Source organism: Streptomyces sp. NPDC005374 (assembly GCF_042872225.1).
GTDB lineage: Bacteria > Actinomycetota > Actinomycetes > Streptomycetales > Streptomycetaceae > Streptomyces.
This window is the reverse complement of record NZ_JBIAKA010000022.1, coordinates 1-18,363: the sequence shown is the minus strand read 5'-3', so window position 1 is coordinate 18,363 and position 18,363 is coordinate 1. Positions and strand designations below refer to the sequence as shown.

Genomic DNA, 18,363 nt, shown 5'->3' with positions numbered 1-18,363 from the left:
CCGACCGTGCGTCAGCGTGCCAGGAACGGGTGGAGTGCCGCGGTGAGTTCGGTGGGCGCGTCCAGTGCGATGAGGTGGGCCGCGGTGGGGAACTCGACGAGGGTGGCACCGGGGATCTCGGTGGCGTACCGGCGGGCGATGTCCTGGAAGTCGGCGACGTCGAGCTTGCCGATCCCGACCAGTGTGGGAACGGTGATCGTGCCGATGTCGCCTTCTGCGCCGCCTTGGGAGTGTTCTCCGACGGTGTCCTGGTTCACCAGCGACGTCCGTACCGGGGTGCGGAGTTGTCCGGCCAGTTCCGGGGCGACTTCCTCCCAGCTGCGGGCCGGCCCGCGCAGCCACATGTCCAGGTTCACGCGGACTGCGGTGTCCAGGTCGCCCGCGGCCAGGGCTGCGGTTTCCGCCTCGTCGTACGCGATCATCTCCGCCGACCAGTCATATCCCGGCCACGGCGGGGCGAGCACCGCCAGGGACCGCACCCGGTCCGGGTGGGTGAGAGTGAAGTTCACGGCCACGCGGCCGCCCCAGGACGCGCCGATGAGCCGGACGCGTTCGTGGCCGAGGTGGTCCAGGAGGCGGCGCAGGTCGTCGGTCTCGCTGAACGGACCGGCCGGGGGTGCGGACTCGCCGAAACCGCGCAGGTCGTAGCGGATGACTGTGTGCCGCTCCGCGAGGGCGGGCACGACCGCGTCCCACATGCGGTGGTCGGCGACGCCCGCGTGCACGAGTACGACGGGCGAACCTTCGCCGGTGACCGTGTATGAAAGATGGCCGAGTTCGTCGGCAAGGGTAAGCATCGGCAGATACTCGCAGCTCAGCACCGCACGGGCCACCGCATTAGCGTCTCGGAAGACGACTGCGAACGCCGGAGCCCCCGGCCGGTACGACCAGGGGCTCCCGCTCAGCTCGGTTCAGCTCAGCGCAGCGAACGTCAGACGTTGACGCCGAAGTCCGTGGCGATGCCGACCAGGCCGGAGGCGTAGCCCTGGCCGACCGCGCGGAACTTCCACTCCGCGCCGTTGCGGTACAGCTCGCCGAAGACCATGGCCGTCTCCGTCGCCGCGTCCTCGGAGAGGTCGTAGCGCGCGATCTCGGCGCCGCCGGCCTCGTTCAGGATGCGGATGTAGGCGTTGCGGACCTGGCCGAAGTTCTGCGAGCGGTTCTCCGCGTCGTAGATCGAGACCGGGAAGACGATCTTGTCGATGTCGGCGGGGAGGCCGGCGAGGTTGACCTTGATCGCCTCGTCGTCGCCCGCGCCCTCACCGGTGCGGTTGTCGCCGGTGTGGACGATGGTCTTGTCCGGGGTCTCCTTGTTGTTGAAGAAGACGAAGTGGCCGTCCGAGTAGACCTTGCCCTCGGTGTTGACCGCGATCGCGGAGGCGTCGAGGTCGAAGTCGGTGCCGGTGGTCGTGCGGACGTCCCAGCCGAGGCCCACGGTGACGGCGGTCAGGCCCGGAGCCTCCTTGGTGAGCGAGACGTTGCCACCCTTGGACAGGCTTACAGCCATGGTTTGGGAGTCCTTCCCTCGTTAAGACGTCTATGTACGGCGGTACGGCCTTGAAGCTACAGCTACCCGTATGAACGCCGCGAGGGGTGCCCAAGGTTCCCCGTGTCTTTACTTTCTTTACCAAGTCGGGGAGGGGCTCGGCGATATTCGGGTGACGTGGACCGGACAGAGCCGGGAACATGGACCTCATGTCCGGTCCCTATGTCATCCGCGGCTCCGTCTCACTCCCCGAGGCCGAGCTCATGTGGCGTTTCTCGCGGTCGTCCGGGCCCGGCGGACAGCACGTCAACACCAGTGACACGCAGGTCGAGCTGCGTTTCGACGTCGAGCGGACCGAGTCGCTGCCCGAGGTGTGGAAGCAGCGGGCGCTGGAGAGGCTGGCCGGGCGGCTCGTCGACGGCGTCGTCACCGTCCGCGCCTCCGAGCACCGTTCGCAGTGGCGCAACCGTGAGACCGCCGCCGTGCGCCTCGCGGCGCTGCTCGCCGAGTCCACGGCGCCGCCGCCGAAGCCGCGCCGCGCGACACGTATCCCTCGCGGGATCAACGAACGTCGGCTTCGGGAGAAGAAGCAGCGCTCGGACACGAAGCGGGGGCGGACGGGGCGGGACTGGGGGTAGTGCCTCCGGGCATCGGGCTGTTCATCGGCTGACGCGCCGTCGTGGCTGGTCGCGCAGTTCCCCGCGCCCCTAAAACGCGTGTCACATCTCCCCCCTCTCTTTCGTCAACTGACTGGCAGCCGGTGACGACGAGAGCGGTGATCCATGGGTGACGACGACTTCCTGGCCGAGCGGTTCGAGTCTCACCGGGCACGGCTGCGGGCGGTCGCGCATCGGATGCTGGGGTCGGCCGCCGAGGCCGAGGACGCTGTGCAGGAGGCCTGGGTGCGGGTGAGCCGGGCGGACACCGAGCGCGTCGACAATCTGGCGGGGTGGCTGACGACCGTCGTGGGACGGGTCTGTCTCGACATGCTGCGGTCGCGCAAGGCGCGGGGCGAGCAGCCGTTGGACGGCGAGGCGCCGGTCGCGGACGCCGTGCCCGGGCCCGAGCAGGACGCCCTGCTCGCGGACTCCGTCGGCGCCGCGCTCCTCGTCGTCCTCGACACCCTCACGCCCCCCGAACGGCTCGCGTTCGTCCTGCACGACCTGTTCGCCGTGCCGTACGAGGAGATCGCCGGTGTTGTCGGCAAGTCCCCCGCGGCCGCCCGCCAGCTCGCCAGCCGGGCGCGGCGTCGGGTGCAGGGCGCCGAACCGCAGGACGCCGATCTCGTACGGCAGCGGGAGGTTGTCGACGCCTTCCTGGCCGCCGCGCGCGAGGGCGACTTCGACGGGCTGCTGGCGGTCCTCGATCCGGACGTCGTGGTGCGTACGGAGGTCGGGGTGACGACGGGGGCGTCGGCGGTGGCCAAGGGAGCGAGCAGCTACTCGCACATGGCCTTCGTCGCCGTACCCGCTCTCATCGAGGGCGTCACGGGTCTCGCGGTCCTCCGGGACGGCCGCCTGGAGCGAACGCTCGCCTTCACGTTCGTACACGACAGGATCGCCGTGATCGACATCACCACGGATCCGGAGCGGGCGGCCCGGCTCGACGTCACCCTGGTCTAGTCGAGGCTGAGCACTCCCACGGTCTCCCCGTCGCTGAGTTCCCCGGTCCTGCGGAAGCCGAGTCTCAGGTAGAAGTCCGCCGGGCCGTGCGGTCCCTCGTGCCAGGTGACGTACAGCTCCTTCGTGCCCCGGCGGCGCAGCTCCGCGGCGACGGCCTCGACCGCGAAACGGCCGTAGCCCATGCCCTGCTCGCCGGCCGCGATGTTCAGCCGCCACAGGCCGGAGCGGAGCACGCTGCCGCCGTCGGCGTGCCAGTCGATGTCGAGGAAGGCCATGAGGAAGCCGACCGTGCGGTCGCCGTCGACGATCAGGCGCGGCCAGGCCACTCCCGCGGGATGCACGTATGCCTCGGCGAGGGACTTCATCACGGGGGAGACCGCGAATTCCTGCTCGGGGTGCACCCGAATACCGATGGCGGTTGCGAAATTCCCGGGTGTGATCTCTTCGAGGCGGGGGATGGAGATCGCTGAGGTCATCCGGGGACCCTAGTTCGGGCTGGTGGCCGGCGGCCAGGGAATTCAGCCCAGCTGCCGGTACCGTCCGCGGAAATAGGCCAGCGGGCCGCCGTCCGCGCTCGGTACGGCGGCTGTCAGGACGTGGCCGATCACCAGGGTGTGGTCGCCGGCCTCCACGCGTTGTTCCGTGCGGCACTCCAGGGTGGCGAGGGCGCCGCCGAGCAGTGCGGCGCCGGTCGCCTCGCCGCGGACGTAGGGGATGTCCTCGAACAGGAGGCGGTCGCTGATGCGGCCCTTCATGGCGAAGCGGCCGGCGATGTGGCGCTGGCTCTCGGACAGGACGGAGACCGCCCAGTGGGGCTGCTCGTCGAGCAGGTCGTCCATGCGGGAGCCGGTACGCAGGCTGACCAGCACCAGAGGCGGGTCCAGGGAGACCGACAGGAACGCCGTCGCCGTCATGCCGATGTCCTCGCCGCCCGGTCCTTCGGCGTCGAGCGGGGGCTCGAACGCGGTCACCAGGACCACGCCCGCGGCAAGCCGGGACATGGCGGCGCGGAACTCGTCGTTGCTCACCCCCACAGCATGCCCGGAAGCGGCGGCGGGGATCATCGGGACGGTGGGGGCGACGGTGGTGGCAAGGGGAGTCCGGGACATGCTCGGAACGCTAATCGTGTGTCCGGGGAGGCCGCATCGGGCCTTCGTCCGAGGTCGGACCTAGGACCACCGGCGGAGATGCGCACATCTTCCACAAACACCCAAAGTTTGCGTTCAGTAAACGCACAGGTAAACCGCAGAAACCCTACTCAATTGTTCATCTTTCGCTGTGACTTGAGTCACAAGAGGTACTAATTGTTGACCCTGTGTACCGAGTGGGCAGCGCGCTGTGATTCAGTGGCGGAGAAGTACCGACGGCGCGGCACCACCGAAACCGCGCTGAAGATACGCCAGAGAGAACCCTTGATTCACTGCGAGGTCTCGGGGGGAGGGCGAGCAATGGAGACCGAGTCGGAGCCGTACGTCCAGCTTGCGTCCCTGCGACAGTTGCACCAGGTCATGGCGGACATGAACACGGCCCGCAGCCTGGCCGACACGCTGCAGACGGTCGCGAACGGCGTGACCCAGGCACTCGGCTACGAGCTGGCGTGCGTCAACCTCGCGCGCCCCGACGGCGACCTCGTGGTCGCCGCGTTCTCCGGGAACCAGGCCGCCGAGGCCCTGATCACCGGCCGGGTGGGCTCCCGTGACTCCTGGGAGCGCCGGCTGAGCATGGGCGAGACCTGGGGCGACCTGGTCTTCATCCCGCACACCGAGGGCTGGGTCCTCGACGACGACGACGTACCGCAGTGGTACACCGACGGCCCCGCGCCCCGCTTCGAGGACGAGTGGCACCCCTCCGACCGGCTCTTCGCGCCCATGTACACGCCGAGCGCGCAGAGCGGCGGCCAGTGCGGCGAGCTGATCGGCGTCCTGTCCGTGGACCGGCCGCGCAACGGCCGCCGACCGGGCGCATGGGGACGCGAAGCGCTCCAGATGTACGCCTTCCAGGCCGCCATCGCGATCAGCAACGCGCGTCTACGCGCGAACATGCAGCGCGCACTGGTCAGGCTCGAAAGGGAGCAGCAGGCCCTCAGAGCCAGCGAGGAGAGCTTCCGGCAGGCCTTCGAGTACGCCCCCTCCGGCATGGCCATCGCCGAGATGGGCGGCGACCAGCACGGCCGGATCCTGCGCACCAACGACGCCCTGTGCCGCCTGCTCGGCCGCCCCGCGTCCGCGATGCGCCGCTACGCCTTCTCCGACCTCGTGCACCCCGAGGACATAGGCACCCTGCTGCGGACCTCGGCGGAGGGCGGACGGGCCGAGCTGCGCCTCGGGCGCCGGGACGGCACCTACGTCTGGGTGTCCCTGCGCAACTCCGTCGTCGCCGACGCCGCCGACGGGCCGCGCTTCCTGCTCACCCATGTCGAGGACATAGCGGAACGCAAGCAGCGTGAGATGCAGCTCGCCCACCGCGCCTCCCACGACTCCCTGACCGGCCTGCCGAACTCCGCCGAGCTGCGTGCGCGGCTGTCGTCCCGCCTGTGTCGGCGCTCGACCCACTCCGGTGCGTTGGAGTCCATGGACGCGGCCTTCGGCCACCCGGCCTTCGACGCGAACGGCCACGGCTTCGACTTCCGTGCCGACGGCGCCGAGGCGTACGAGGCCTTCGACCACCATGTGCACACCGTCGCCCCCGAGGGGACGCACGACGACGGCACCAAGGGGCTCGCGGTGCTCTTCTGCGACCTCGACGGCTTCAAGTCGATCAACGACCGGTTCGGGCACAACGCGGGTGACGCGGTGCTCATCGAGGTCGCCAGGCGGCTGTCCCAGTGCGTGCGCGACGGCGACACCGTGGCCCGGCTCGGCGGCGACGAGTTCGTGATCCTCGCCGATGGGCTCGGGCAGGCCGACGCCGCCGACCTCGCCGTACGGCTTCGCAACGAGATAATCCAGCCGATCCGCGCCGAAGGACGGGCCGTCCGGGTCGGGGCCAGCTTCGGCATCGGCTGGGCGCACTGCGGCATGACTGCGGACGAAGTGTTGAAGTCCGCCGACGAGCGGATGTACGTCGAGAAACGATCTCGTCCCAAACAACACAGACGCGCGGGTTGATCCCCAGGTCAGCGAGCTGATGCGATCCGAGTCACCCGTTTGGGCCATCAGGAGCGGGTAGGCTCGCCATTCTCACTACACGTATCGCATCCGTTTTCCGCACCTGCTGAGGAGTACCAAGGGATGACGTCCGGCAACAACGGCGCGAGCCCGCCCGAGGACGAAGACCCGTTCGGCTACCTCTACGCCGACGGCCAGGCCAACGGCGCCCAGCCGCCGTCCGGCGGCGGTTACGGCTACGGCTATCCGAACTCCGTCAACCGGTCGCGTTCGGTCGGCCAGCGGCAGTACGGCCAGCAGCAGGCACCGGCCGCGCCGAACGGTCCGTACGGCCAGGTCCCGCAGCAGCAGGCCACCTACGGTCAGCCCACCGCCCACTACTCGGCCCCCGAGACCTTCCCGGGCGGCGCCCCCACCAGCCAGCAGCCCATGCCCGGCTACAGCGGCGGCGGCGGCCGGAGCGGAGGCCCCAACACCAAGGGCCTGCTGATCGGCGCGATCGCGGTGGTCGCCGCGGTGGTCATCGGCATCGGCGTGGCGATGATGGGCGGCGACGACAAGAAGGACGGCACCAGCGACCAGGTCGCGACCAGTCCGACCGCCTCCCAGAGCTCGAAGCCGAGCGCGTCCAGCAGCAGCGGCGCGGCGAGCGACGAGTACCAGAAGACGATCGACGCGAAGGCGCTGCGCCTCGGTGGCGGTGCCGCCCTCGCCTCGGACGTCCAGGGCGCCCAGGCGGACGGCGGGATCTACGTCGGCAACCTGAACAACGTGGGCTCGTCGGTGACGTGGACCGTCAACGGCGTTCCCTCGAACGGCGTGTACACGCTGTTCGCGCACTACAGCGCCGCCGGTGACGACCAGTCGATGACCCTCACGGTCAACGGCAAGGTCTTCGGCACCAAGGTGGGCATGGACAACTACGCCCACGCCAAGGACGGCGACTTCGCCAAGGGCTGGACGACGACCTACTCCTGGCCGTCCCTCACCAAGGGCACCAACACCATCAGCATCTCGTGCGCGGACGGCGACAAGTGCAACGTCCTGCTCGACCAGGTGTGGCTCAAGGAGGGCCAGGTCAAGAAGTAGGGCGGCGGCGGTCAGGCCGCGCCGGTCTCCCCGGTCACCGTGACCTGCCCCAGCAGTTCCTCGTAGGCCGCGCGGTCGAACTCGCCGGCCACCGGGGCCAGTACGGTCGCGGCGGACAGGGCGACCGCGCGGGACAGCCGGTCCGGCCAGGGCAGGTTCTCCGCCAGGCCCGACAGCAGAGCCGCCACCACCGAGTCGCCGGCGCCCGTCGGGTTGCCGTGGACCGGGGTGGGCGGGCCGGCGCGCCAGCGTCCCTCGGGAGTCACGGCGAGGAGGCCCTCCTTGCCCAGAGAGGCGATCACGGACTGCGCGCCCCTGCGCCTCGCGTCCTGCGTCGCGCGCAACGGCTCGTGGGAGCCGGTCAGTTCGGCCAGTTCGTCGGCGTTCGGCTTGACGATGTCGGGGCGGGCGGCGATCCCGCGGCGCAGTGCCTCCCCGGCGGTGTCGAGCAGCACCGGCACCCCGGCCGCCTTCGCCGTGCGGACCAGGCCCGCGTACGCCCCCACCGGCACCCCCGGCGGCAGACTCCCGCACAGGGCCACCGCCGAGACCGAGGGGACGAGATCCTCGTACGCCTCCTGGAAGGCCGACCACTCCGCCGAAGTCACCGTCGGGCCCGGCTCGTTGAGCTGGGTGGTGTCGCCGGACCGCTCGTCGACGACGGCGATCGTGCGCCGCGTCGGGCCGCTGACCGGGACGAGCGCGTCCATCAGGCCCGGTACGGCGGCGAGTTGCTCCTGGACGATGCGGCCCGTCGCGCCGCCCGTGAAGCCGGTGACGGTGACCTCGTGCCCGAGCGCTGTGAGCACCCGGGCCACGTTGAGCCCCTTGCCGCCCGGGCGTTCGGCGACCTCGGTGATCCGGTGGCTGGTGTGGGGCCGCAACGCCGGTACGCGATAGGTGATGTCGAGAGCGGTGTTCAGCGTGACCGTGAGGATCACCTGTACCGACCTCCCCGCAGATGAAAGAGCCCGTTCAGTGTCCCAGGACACCGCCGCCCCCAACAGCGGGACACATCAGCCCAGTTGTGGATCGACCACCCATTCACCCCGGCGCATGACTCCCTTGAGGTCGAATTGATGGTCCAGGAGGACCAGGTCGGCGTCCTTGCCGGGCTCCAGCGAGCCGATCCGGTCGGCCATGCCCAGCAGCCGGGCCGGGTTGGCGGAGATCGCGGCGACGACCTCCTCCACCGGGAGCCGGTCGACGGTCACCGCCCGCTTGAAGGCGCGGTCCAGGGTGAGAGTGGAGCCCGCGATCGAGCCGCCCTCGACCAGGCGGGCGACGCCTTCGCTGACCTCGACCTCCAGCGGACCGAGCATGTAACGGCCGTCCCCGAAGCCCGCCGCGTCCATGGCGTCCGTGATGAACGCGACCCTCTCGGAACGCGCGTGATGGAACGCCAGTTGCAGTGCCGCCGGGTGCAGATGCGTGCCGTCGTTGATGAGCTCGACCGTGATCCGCTCGTCCTCCAGGAGGGCGGTGATGGGGCCGGGGTCGCGGTGGCCGAGGGGCGGCATCGCGTTGAAGAGATGCGTGGCGACGGTCGCGCCCGCGGCGATGGCCTCCACGGTCTGCTCGTAGGTCGCGTCCGTGTGCCCGATCGCCGCGATGACGCCGTGCTCGGCGAGGAGCCGTACGGAGTCGATGCCGCCGGGGAGTTCGGTGGCGAGCGTGACCATCCCGGCCTGCCCGCGCGCCGCGTCGATCAGCTTGCGGACCTCCGCCGGGTCGGGGTCGCGCAGGAGTTTCTCCGCGTGGGCGCCCTTGCGGCAGGGGGAGATGAAGGGGCCCTCGAAGTGGATCGCGGCGATGTCGCCCTGTTCGGCGAGTTCGCTCAGCAGGCCGGCGCGTTGGGCGAGGAAGTCCATGTCGCCGGTCACGGTGGAGGCGACGAGGGTGGTGGTGCCGTGGAGGCGGTGGGTGTGGATTCCCTTGAGGATCTCTTCGGGGGTGCCCGATGTGAACGAGGCTCCTCCGCCGCCGTGGTTGTGGAGGTCCACGAAGCCTGGGACGAGCCAGTGACCGGAGACGTCGGTCAGGTGGGAGTTCTCTGGTGCGGCGCCGGTGATGCGCGTGCCGTCGATGACAACTTGGCCGTTCCTGACCGTCCCCGTGGGCAGGACCACGTTGGCACCGGAGAGCACCAGGGGGGTTCCGGCCGTCGCGGGGTGCGGGTTCGTTGTGGCTGGTCGCGCAGTTCCCCGCGCCCCTGAGTGGGGTGCCATCAGGGAGTTACCTCCGTACCGTCGGTCTTGTTTAGGAGATCCCAGGCCAGGAGGCCGGCGCCCAGGCAGCCGGCCGTGTCGCCCAGGGCCGCTGGGACGATGGTCGGTGGCTTCTGGAAGGTGATCCGTTGCCGGACCGCTTCCCGTAGTGGTGTGAACAGGGTTTCTCCCGCCTCCGCGAGGCCTCCGCCGATGATCAGGGTGCGGGGGTCCAGGAGGGTGAGGGCGGTGACCAGGCCGTCCGCCAGGGCGGCCACGGCGTCCTGCCAGACCTGCCGCGCTTTCGGGTCCTCGGCGTCCACCGCCTTGGCGCAGTCCGCCGCGTCCGCCTCAGGGTTCCCGGTGACCGAGGCCCAGGCCCCGCTGACCGCGGCTGCGGACGCGTACCGCTCCAGGCAGCCGCGCTGACCGCACGGGCAGGGCAGGCCGTCCGGGCGTACGACGATGTGGCCGATCTCGCCCGCGAAACCGTGGGCGCCCGCCTCGACCCGGCCCGCGATGCCGATCGCGCCCGCGATGCCGGTGCCCAGGGGGACGAAGAGGAAGCGGTCGGCGCCCTTGCCCGCGCCGATACGGCCCTCCGCCAGGCCGCCGGTGCGGACGTCGTGGCCGAGGGCGACGGGGATGCCGTCGAGGCGGTCGGCGAGCAGTGCGCGCAGGGGGAGGTCGCGCCAGCCCAGGTTGGCGGCGTAGACCGCGGTGCCCTGGTCCTCGTCGACGATGCCGGGGACGGCGACGCCGGCCGCGAGCGCGGGAGCACCGAGATGCTCGGCGCCGTGGGCGCGCAGTTCGGCGGCGAAGTCGAGGATGCCGTCGACGACCGCGTCGGGGCCTCGCTCACGGCCGGTCGCGCGGCGCGCCCGGTGCAGCAGAGCGCCGTCCGCGCCGATCAGGGCCGCTTTCATCCCGGTGCCGCCCACGTCCAGGGCGATGACATGTCTCACGAGGAACAGTGTGACCCTTCGACCCGCAAGAGGTCTAGTCCACTTACGTGGTGTAGACCTGAGGGCGGAGATATGTATGACTTTTCGAAAGTTTTCGAACGTGAGTGTGGGGCGGTTGTCGGTGCGGCGGCGTAGGACGGAAACGATCGCGGCGGTGTCCGCACTGGGCATGACGGCGGTTCTGGGCGGCTGCGGACTGGGCGGCGGGCCGGACGAGGTGACGCTGAAGCTGGTCGCCGCCGACTATGGCGACGGCCCGGCCAACAGCTCGCAGAAGTACTGGGACGACCTCGTCAAGGAGTACGAGGCCAAGCACTCCGGCGTGAAGATCGACGTCAGCGTGTACTCCTGGACCGACGTCGACAGTAAGGTCAAGGAGCTCGTCGACGCCGGGAAGGCGCCCGACATGGCACAGATCGGCGCGTACGCCGACTACGCCGACAAGGGACTGCTGTACAAGGCCGACGACCTGATCGGGATCCGGGAGCAGGCCGACTTCGCCGGGCAGCTCGGCTCCGCGGGGCAGATCAACGGGATCCAGTACGGGATGCCGTTCGCCGCCTCCACCCGGCTGCTCTTCTACAACAAGACCCTCTTCGCCGACGCCGGGCTCACCCCGCCGAAGACGTGGAAGCAGCTCGCCGCCGACGCCGAGGCGCTCAAGGCGGACGGGGTGAAGTACCCGTACGCGCTGCCCCTCGGGCCCGAGGAGGCGCAGGCCGAGACCATGCAGTGGCTGCTGAGCGGAGGCGGCGGGTACGTCAACTCCGTCGGGACGTACGGCATCGACTCCACGGAGAACCTCGCGACGCTGACCTGGCTCAAGGACGACCTCGTCGGCAAGGGGCTGACCGGTCCCGTCGCGCCCGGGAACCTGAACCGGGCCACCGCGTTCTCGGCGTTTGCCGCCGGGGACGTCGGGATGCTCGACGGGCACCCCGCGCTGATGAAGATCGCCGCCGCGAAGGGGGTGAAGTTCGGGATGGTGCCGATGCCCGGCGTCGAGGGGCAGACCAAGAACGCCATGGGCGTGGCCGACTGGATGATGGCCTTCAAGAAGAACGGGCACGCCGAACAGGTGGGGGACTTCCTCGACTTCGTCTACAGCGAGAAGAACGTGCTCGCGTTCTCGCGGGAGTACGACCTGCTGCCGGTGACCAACTCCGCGTCCTCGGTCATGAGCGGGGACTCCCGGGACGCCGACCTCAAGCCCTTCCTCGATGCCCTGCCCGACTCCGAACTGCCTCCGGTCGGCAAGACGTCCTGGGCCTCGGTCAGCGCGGACGTCAAGAAGCGGATCGGGTCCGCGGTGAGGGCGGACGGGGATCCTGCCGGGGTGCTGCGGGCGCTGCAGCTGACCGCGCAGAACGCGGAGTAGTCGCTGTCAGTGGCGAGGGCTACGGTTTTCGGCATGGAGCATCCGGAGCTGGGCCGTAGGGAGCGGGACGTTCTCGCGCTGGAGCGTCGTGGATTTGCCGGGCCCGGGGCGAAGGAGCGGGCGATACGGGAGGAGCTGGGGTTGGCGCCGGTTCGCTACTACCAGCTGCTGAACGCGTTGCTGGATGATGCGCGGGCTCTGGCCTTTGATCCGGTGACGGTTAATCGGCTGCGGCGGGTGCGGGAGTCTCGGCGGTCGGAGCGGTAGGGGCTTTTTCTCGCCCCCGCCGCCCCTACCCGTCCCGTCCGCTTCCAGGGGGCTCTGCCCCCTGGACCCCCGCTCCTCAAACGCCGGAGGGGCTGAATTCACCCGAGGTGTTCCACCAGGGTGCTCAGTAGGGCCACCACGCCCTCCGGGCCCTTCACCACCAGGTCCGCGCGGTTGCTCAGTTCTGGCACCTCGTCGCTGCCGCTGCAGACCAGGAGGCCCGGGGTGCCGGTTGTGCGGAGGGCGTCGACCGCGGTGAAGGCCGGGAGGTCGCCCAGGTCGTCGCCGGCGTAGAGGACGGAGGCGGCGGACAGGTCGTGGACGTGGGCCAGGAGTGCCACTCCCTTGTCCATGCCGGGGGGACGGAGTTCCAGGACCAGGCGGCCGGGCTCGACGATCAGGCCGTGCTCGGTGGCCAGCGCGGTGAGGGGGGCGCGGAGGGTGTCGAAGGTCGCCTGGGGGTCAGGGGCCCGGCGGGTGTGGACGGCCACCGCCCGGCCGCCCTTCTCCTCGATCCACGCGCCGGTGCCGTCGAGGAGGGACGGCAGTGCGGCGCGGACCGCGGCCACGCCCGGGTGCGGTTCCGGGGCCGTGACCTTGCCCGTCGCCGCGTCCCAGCGCTCCGCGCCGTAGTGGCCGAGCACGGTCAGGTGCTCCAGTCCGGGAACGTCCGCGAAGCCGCCGTAGCGGACCGCGACCTCGGCCGGGCGGCCGGTGATCACCGCGACGGACGCCACCTTCGGGGCCAGGGCGGCCAGGGCCGCGACCGCCTCCGGGTGGGCCCGCGCCTGCTCCGGGTCCGCGACGATCGGCGCCAGCGTTCCGTCGAAGTCCAGGCCGATCACCGCCCTGCCGGGGTCCGCGAGGAGGGCCCGGAGGCCGTCCCGGCCGGCGGCGGTGCTGGGCGTCGGCAGGCTCATGCTCATCCGTTCAGTGCGTTCAACTGGTCCAGGAACCACTGCGCCGGCGGCAGTGCCGTCGCCGCCGCGGCCAGCCTCTTCGCGCGTTCGGCCCGCTCACCCGACGGCATCGTCAGGGCCTCGTGCAGAGCCGTCGCCGTCTGCTCCACGTCGTACGGGTTGACCACGATCGCGTCGTCACCCAGTTCCTCGTACGCCCCCGCCTCCCGCGACAGCACCAGCGCGCACCCCTCGTCGGAGACCACCGGCACCTCCTTCGCGACCAGGTTCATGCCGTCCCGGATCGGGTTGACCAGCGCCACGTCCGCCAACCGGTACGCGGCGAGGGAGCGCGCGAAGTCGTCCTTGACGTGCAGTACGACCGGGGTCCAGCCGGGCGTGCCGAAAGCGTCGTTGATCTCGTCCGCCAGCCGCTGCACCTCCGCCGTGTAGTCCCGGTACACCGCGAGGTCCTGGCGGGAGGGGTACGCGAAGGCCACGTGCACGACCCGCTCACGCCACTCGGGCCGCGACTCCAGCAGCCGCCGGTACGCCAGCATGCCCCGCACGATGTTCTTCGACAGCTCGGTCCGGTCCACCCGCACGATCGTCCTGCGGCCCTCGCCGATCTCCTCGCGCAGCGCCGCCATCCGCTCGTTCACGTCACGCCGGTGCGACCGCTCGCGCAGGAAGTCCGCGTCCGCGCCCAGGCCGTGCACGCCGATCTCCGTGTCGCCGAGGCCGCCCGTGAACTCCGTGGCGCAGGCCGTGAAGGCGTCCGCCCAGCGGCGGGTGAGGAAACCGAGCCGGTCGGCGCCCAGCATGCCCCGCAGGACCTGGGACGCGATGTCGTCCGGCAGCATCCGGAAGTAGTCCACCGGCGCCCACGGCGTGTGCGAGAAGTGGGCGATGCGCAGGTCGGGGCGCAGCTCCCGCAGCATCCCCGGCACCAGACACAGGTGGTAGTCCTGCACCAGGACCGCGGCCCCCTGCGCCGCCTCCTCGGCGAGCGCCTCCGCGAAGGCGCGGTTGTACGTCTCGTACGACGCCCACTGCCGACGGAACTCCGCGTCGAAGACCGGCTCCAGCGGGGTCTGGTAGAGCAGGTGGTGGACGAACCACAGCACCGAGTTCGCGATGCCGTTGTACGCGTCGGCGTGCACGTCGGCCGGGATCGCGAGCATCCGGACGTCGTCCTCGCCGACCCCCTGCCGTACCGCCTCGCGGTCGCCGTCGGACAGCGCCGAGCACACCCACAGCGCGCCGGCGTCCGGTCCGATCGCCGACAGACCGGAGACGAGCCCGCCGCCGCCCCGTTTGGCGTTCAGCGAGCCGTCCTCGCCCACTTCGTAAGAGACCGGGCCGCGATTGGACGCGACCAGCACCTGGTGAGCAGCGCCGTGCGTGGAAGCCATACGCCTCAACCTAGCCCGGTCCGGAACCGCTCAAACGTACGGTTGCGCTCAGTGGGGAGCCGTATACGGAACGCGTGCTCCGGTCACGCGACCTTCCGCTTCGCGTACTCCGCGATCTCCACCATCGGCGGCCGTTCCTCCGTGTCCACGGAGTACGTACGCGGCTCGAAGCCGTCCCGGCCCCGCTCGAACTGGGTGAGGGAGGGCCGGATCATGTGGCCGCGGGCCAACCGGAGCTGGGCGGTGCGGTAGATCGCGGCGGACATCCTCCCCAGGGCCTGGCCGTCCTGGTGGCGGTGCTTGCGCACACCCACGTCGACCTGGGCGAGGGCGTCCAGGCCCACCAGGTGCAGGGCGTCGACCAGCATGCCCAGCTCGACGCCGTAGCCGACGGGGAACGGGAGCTGCTCAAGGAGGCTGCGGCGGGCCGCGTACTCGCCGCCCAGCGGCTGCACGAAACCGGCCAGCTGCGGCCAGTGCATGTTCAGCAGCGGGCGCGCCATGAGCTCGGTGACCCGGCCGCCCTGGCCCGCGGCGCCGCCCAGGGGGCGGTCGTACATGCCCTTGACCAGGTCGACCTCGGGGTCGGTGAGCAGCGGGCCGACGATGCCGGAGACGAAGTCCGAGGAGAACTCCTTCAGGTCGGCGTCGATGAAGCAGACGATGTCCCCGCTGGTGGCGAGGAGGGAGCGCCACAGGACCTCGCCCTTGCCGGGCACGGCCGGGATGCGCGGGAGGATGTCGTCGCGGTGGACGACCCTCGCGCCCGCGGCGGCCGCCACTTCCGAGGTGCGGTCGGTGGATCCCGAGTCGACCACGACGATCTCGTCGACCAGCGGGACCTGCTGCATGAGGTCGTGACGGATCACGGAGACGATGTCACCGACCGTCTCCTCCTCGTTGAGCGCGGGCAGAACAACGCTGACCGTGCGGCCCGTGCCCCGTTTCGCCGCCATGATCCTGTGGAGCGGGCGATCGGTCACGGACCAGGAACGGGTGGCCAGCCAGCGCTCGACTTCGTTCAGCACAGTGCGCGGCTCCTCTGCGTGTGATCTACGTGTGATCCATCTCGCGGTTCGGACGTCTCTCTCAACTGTCCAGGCCGTCGGTTACAGTCTTGAACAACGCGGATGACCATCGCATGTCCAGGGTGGCTCCCCGTTCACAACTTCATACCGCTCATCCAGAGGGGCAGAGGGATACGGCCCGATGAAGCCCCGGCAACCCTCCAGTCGGTTCTCGTAGCGATCGCTGACGATCGTTTTCGCGAGGCTCCCGATTCGGGAAGGTGCCAAATCCGTCTCACGGCGAAGTGCGTCGTGAGGAAGATGAGGAAAGGGCCTCGCCTCCATGGCTGCGCAGACTGTTGCAAGCACCACCGAAACCACCGTAGACCTCGGTCCCGCCGCGGCGCTCAGCTGCCGCGAGTGCGGTCACCGCGTGCCGCTCGGCCCGGTCTTCGCCTGCGAGGAGTGTTTCGGCCCGCTCGAGATCGCGTACGACTTCTCGGCCTACGAAACCGAGGAGCTCCGCAAGCAGATCGAGGCGGGCCCCGCGAACATCTGGCGGTACGCCCCGCTGCTGCCCGTCCCCGCGGACGTGGCGGACAAGCCCAACATCAACCCCGGCTGGACCCACCTCGTCAAGGCCGACAACCTCGCCCGCGAGCTCGGCGTCACCGGCGGCCTGTACATCAAGGACGACTCCGGCAACCCGACGCACTCCTTCAAGGACCGCGTCGTCGCGCAGGCCATCGAGGCCGCTCGCGCCTTCGGCTTCACCACGCTCTCCTGCTCCTCCACCGGCAACCTCGCCGGCGCGGTCGGCGCCGCCGCGGCGCGGGCCGGCTTCCGTTCCTGCGTGTTCATCCCGCACGACCTGGAGCAGGGCAAGGTCGTCATGGCCGCGATCTACGGCGGCGAGCTCGTCGGCATCGAGGGCAACTACGACGACGTGAACCGCTTCTGCTCCGAGCTGATCGGCGACCCGGCCGGTGAGGGCTGGGGCTTCGTCAACGTCAACCTGCGGCCGTACTACGCGGAGGGCTCCAAGACCCTGGCGTACGAGATCTGCGAGCAGCTCGGCTGGCGGCTGCCCGACCAGCTTGTCGTTCCCATCGCTTCCGGCTCGCAGCTCACGAAGATCGACAAGGGGCTCCAGGAGCTGATCAAGCTCGGGCTCGTCGAGGACAGGCCGTACAAGATCTTCGGCGCGCAGGCCGAGGGGTGCTCGCCGGTGTCCGTGGCGTACAAGGCGGGGCACGACGTCGTACGGCCGCAGAAGCCGAACACCATCGCCAAGTCGCTGGCGATCGGGAACCCGGCGGACGGCCCGTACGTGCTGGACATCGCGCGTCGTACCGGCGGTGCGGTGGAGGACGTGAACGACGAGCAGATCGTGGACGCGATCAAGCTGCTCGCGCGGACCGAGGGGATCTTCGCGGAGACCGCCGGTGGCGTGACCGTCGGTGTCACGAAGAAGCTCATCGAGAGCGGTGTGCTGGATCCCTCGCTGACGACCGTCGTGCTGAACACCGGTGACGGTCTGAAGACGCTGGACGCGGTGGCGGGTACGGGTCTCACCGCCACGATCCGTCCCAACCTGGATTCGTTCCGCGAGGCTGGTCTCGCGTAGTCGCGTAGTCGCGTAGTTCCCCGCGCCCCTGGGTGCGCCACCTGACCGGAGGTCTAGAGCATGAGCGTTTCCGTCCGTATCCCCACCATCCTGCGTACCTACACCGGCGGGCAGGCCGAGGTGCAGGCCGAGGGTGCGACCCTCGCCGAGGTCATCACGGACCTGGAGAAGAACCACACCGGCATCGCGGCCCGCGTTCTGGACGACCAGGGCAAGCTGCGGCGGTTCGTCAACGTGTACGTGAACGACGACGACGTGCGGTTCGAGCAGGGGCTGGAGACGGCGACGCCCGACGGGGCCGGTGTCTCCATCATTCCGGCGGTTGCCGGAGGGTGACCGTATGACCGGTCATTACCGTCGGTAATGTCAATTACCGAGTGTTCATCCGATTGCCCCCTCCGCTAAGAAGCGGAGGGGGCAATTCTCTATGGTTGAGCACGGTACAGTTGGGGAAGCTGCGGCTCTCTTCATGCCGCACGCATATGAGTTCTTGCTTCACAGGCGATGAGAAGTAGCCAAACTGTGTGCGCCTTATGTGCGTTATGCGTCCTTTATGGGGCCCGACTTGCCCCGAATTCAGGCGAATTCTCGCTACATTCCGGACCCCTTCCGTCCAGAATTCTCGTCCGATTGACCTGTTGCAGACGGCAGTTGGACAGATACATTCAGCCGCGGTCGACGCGTTCCGGCGCACGCCCCCAACCATGTGGGGGGTGAGGTCTGACCCGGATCCGCGAAGTGCGGATCCGTGCAAGGGCCAGTAATAGGGGAGTTAGGCATGGCTCAGGGCACCGTCAAGTGGTTCAACGCGGAGAAGGGGTACGGCTTCATCGCGGTCGACGGTGGTGCGGATGTATTCGTCCACTACAGCGCGATTCAGATGGACGGCTACCGCACCCTTGAAGAGGGCCAGCGGGTCGAGTTCGAGATCTCGCAAGGTCAGAAGGGGCCGCAGGCGGACATGGTTCGTCTCGCGACTGGCTGAAGCACGCGCCGGGTAACAACAGCGTCGTTCTTCGTTCTTCAATCGGAGGGCTCGTACCCCTGGGGAGTCATGGGTACGGGCCCTTCGGCATGCGCGGGTTCGGTGGGGGCGGGCGTTTTTGCGCAGTTCCCCGCGCCCCTGATGCCTGCGGCGGCCCGTGCGGGTCCGGTGGGGGCGGGCGTTTTTTGCGCAGTTCCCCGCGCCCCTATCGCTGCGGTCCGGTGGGTGGGTCGGGGGCGGGGGGGGGGGGGGGGGGGGGGGGGGGGGGGGGGGGGGGGGGGGGGGGGGGGGGGGGGGGGGGGGGGCGGG

Annotated in this window: 19 protein-coding genes and 1 riboswitch; of the genes, 9 read left to right on the top strand and 10 right to left on the bottom strand. The window is 69.9% G+C overall.

The genetic code is table 11. The features are described 5' to 3' along the window. Positions 1-11: 11 nt before the first annotated feature. Positions 12-797, bottom strand: a complete 786-nt coding sequence (locus ACFYRX_RS40120; protein WP_389111385.1) for an alpha/beta fold hydrolase — start codon at positions 795-797, stop codon at positions 12-14. A gap of 134 nt (positions 798-931) precedes the next feature. Then, complete coding sequence (locus ACFYRX_RS40115; protein WP_389111382.1) at positions 932-1,507, bottom strand: TerD family protein; 576 nt, start codon at positions 1,505-1,507, stop codon at positions 932-934. A 179-nt stretch (positions 1,508-1,686) separates the two neighbouring features. Between ACFYRX_RS40115 and arfB the strand changes: the two genes are divergently transcribed. Together arfB and ACFYRX_RS40105 are read left to right on the top strand one after the other, a co-directional pair. Continuing rightward, complete coding sequence (arfB, locus tag ACFYRX_RS40110) at positions 1,687-2,124, top strand: alternative ribosome rescue aminoacyl-tRNA hydrolase ArfB (RefSeq protein ID WP_389111381.1); 438 nt, start codon at positions 1,687-1,689, stop codon at positions 2,122-2,124. A 144-nt stretch (positions 2,125-2,268) separates the two neighbouring features. After that, complete coding sequence (locus tag ACFYRX_RS40105) at positions 2,269-3,108, top strand: sigma-70 family RNA polymerase sigma factor (protein WP_389111379.1); 840 nt, start codon at positions 2,269-2,271, stop codon at positions 3,106-3,108. On the opposite strand, the gene ACFYRX_RS40100 is transcribed toward ACFYRX_RS40105, so the two are convergent. Together ACFYRX_RS40100 and ACFYRX_RS40095 are read right to left on the bottom strand one after the other, a co-directional pair. Next, positions 3,105-3,584: a GNAT family N-acetyltransferase gene (locus ACFYRX_RS40100; RefSeq protein ID WP_389111376.1), complete on the bottom strand. Its 480-nt coding sequence runs from the start codon at positions 3,582-3,584 to the stop codon at positions 3,105-3,107. The two genes, ACFYRX_RS40105 and ACFYRX_RS40100, sit on opposite strands and share 4 nt — an antisense overlap. Positions 3,585-3,626: 42 nt before the next feature. Then, positions 3,627-4,217 carry a flavin reductase family protein gene (locus ACFYRX_RS40095; RefSeq protein ID WP_389111373.1) on the bottom strand — a complete coding sequence of 197 codons (591 nt, stop codon included), beginning with the start codon at positions 4,215-4,217 and terminating at the stop codon, positions 3,627-3,629. 339 nt (positions 4,218-4,556) lie between these two features. Between ACFYRX_RS40095 and cdgB the strand changes: the two genes are divergently transcribed. Together cdgB and ACFYRX_RS40085 are read left to right on the top strand one after the other, a co-directional pair. Next, positions 4,557-6,215, top strand: coding sequence for a diguanylate cyclase CdgB (gene cdgB / locus ACFYRX_RS40090; protein ID WP_389111370.1), 1,659 nt, complete (start codon positions 4,557-4,559; stop codon positions 6,213-6,215). Positions 6,216-6,338: 123 nt separating this feature from the next. After that, positions 6,339-7,304, top strand: a complete 966-nt coding sequence (locus ACFYRX_RS40085; protein ID WP_389111368.1) for a carbohydrate-binding protein — start codon at positions 6,339-6,341, stop codon at positions 7,302-7,304. An 11-nt stretch (positions 7,305-7,315) separates the two neighbouring features. Here ACFYRX_RS40085 and ACFYRX_RS40080 read toward each other — a convergent pair whose 3' ends face one another. From ACFYRX_RS40080 to ACFYRX_RS40070, 3 genes are all read right to left on the bottom strand, one after another. Then, positions 7,316-8,245 carry a 1-phosphofructokinase family hexose kinase gene (locus ACFYRX_RS40080; RefSeq protein WP_389111366.1) on the bottom strand — a complete coding sequence of 310 codons (930 nt, stop codon included), beginning with the start codon at positions 8,243-8,245 and terminating at the stop codon, positions 7,316-7,318. Between the two features lie 75 nt (positions 8,246-8,320). After that, positions 8,321-9,532: an N-acetylglucosamine-6-phosphate deacetylase gene (nagA, locus tag ACFYRX_RS40075; RefSeq protein ID WP_389111363.1), complete on the bottom strand. Its 1,212-nt coding sequence runs from the start codon at positions 9,530-9,532 to the stop codon at positions 8,321-8,323. Next, positions 9,532-10,476 (bottom strand): ROK family protein, encoded by a 945-nt coding sequence (locus tag ACFYRX_RS40070; protein ID WP_389111361.1) that lies wholly within the window; start codon positions 10,474-10,476, stop codon positions 9,532-9,534. Before ACFYRX_RS40070 ends, nagA begins: the two co-directional genes overlap by 1 nt. 169 nt (positions 10,477-10,645) lie before the next feature. Between ACFYRX_RS40070 and ACFYRX_RS40065 the strand changes: the two genes are divergently transcribed. Then, on the top strand, positions 10,646-11,854 hold the full coding sequence (locus ACFYRX_RS40065) for an extracellular solute-binding protein (RefSeq protein WP_389111738.1): 1,209 nt from the start codon (positions 10,646-10,648) through the stop codon (positions 11,852-11,854). 33 nt (positions 11,855-11,887) lie between these two features. Next, a complete protein-coding gene (locus ACFYRX_RS40060; protein WP_389111358.1) occupies positions 11,888-12,121 on the top strand; it encodes a DUF3263 domain-containing protein in 234 nt (77 codons plus the stop codon). Between the two features lie 98 nt (positions 12,122-12,219). On the opposite strand, the gene otsB is transcribed toward ACFYRX_RS40060, so the two are convergent. The 3 genes from otsB to ACFYRX_RS40045 all read right to left on the bottom strand — a co-directional run bounded on the left by otsB (position 12,220) and on the right by ACFYRX_RS40045 (position 15,463). Further along, a complete protein-coding gene (gene otsB / locus ACFYRX_RS40055; RefSeq protein WP_389111355.1) occupies positions 12,220-13,047 on the bottom strand; it encodes a trehalose-phosphatase in 828 nt (275 codons plus the stop codon). Beyond that, complete coding sequence (locus ACFYRX_RS40050) at positions 13,044-14,435, bottom strand: trehalose-6-phosphate synthase (protein ID WP_389111352.1); 1,392 nt, start codon at positions 14,433-14,435, stop codon at positions 13,044-13,046. The genes otsB and ACFYRX_RS40050 overlap by 4 nt, the downstream gene beginning before the upstream one ends. A gap of 83 nt (positions 14,436-14,518) precedes the next feature. Further along, positions 14,519-15,463: a glucosyl-3-phosphoglycerate synthase gene (locus ACFYRX_RS40045; RefSeq protein WP_266517541.1), complete on the bottom strand. Its 945-nt coding sequence runs from the start codon at positions 15,461-15,463 to the stop codon at positions 14,519-14,521. A gap of 148 nt (positions 15,464-15,611) precedes the next feature. Beyond that, positions 15,612-15,770: riboswitch (SAM riboswitch) on the top strand. Between the two features lie 15 nt (positions 15,771-15,785). Here ACFYRX_RS40045 and thrC point away from each other — a divergent pair. From thrC to ACFYRX_RS40030, 3 genes are all read left to right on the top strand, one after another. Then, positions 15,786-17,069 carry a threonine synthase gene (gene thrC / locus ACFYRX_RS40040; protein ID WP_389111349.1) on the top strand — a complete coding sequence of 428 codons (1,284 nt, stop codon included), beginning with the start codon at positions 15,786-15,788 and terminating at the stop codon, positions 17,067-17,069. 60 nt (positions 17,070-17,129) lie between these two features. After that, positions 17,130-17,405, top strand: a complete 276-nt coding sequence (locus ACFYRX_RS40035; protein WP_389111346.1) for a MoaD/ThiS family protein — start codon at positions 17,130-17,132, stop codon at positions 17,403-17,405. 442 nt (positions 17,406-17,847) lie between these two features. Continuing rightward, positions 17,848-18,054, top strand: a complete 207-nt coding sequence (locus tag ACFYRX_RS40030) for a cold-shock protein (RefSeq protein ID WP_007382895.1) — start codon at positions 17,848-17,850, stop codon at positions 18,052-18,054. Positions 18,055-18,363 lie beyond the last annotated feature (309 nt).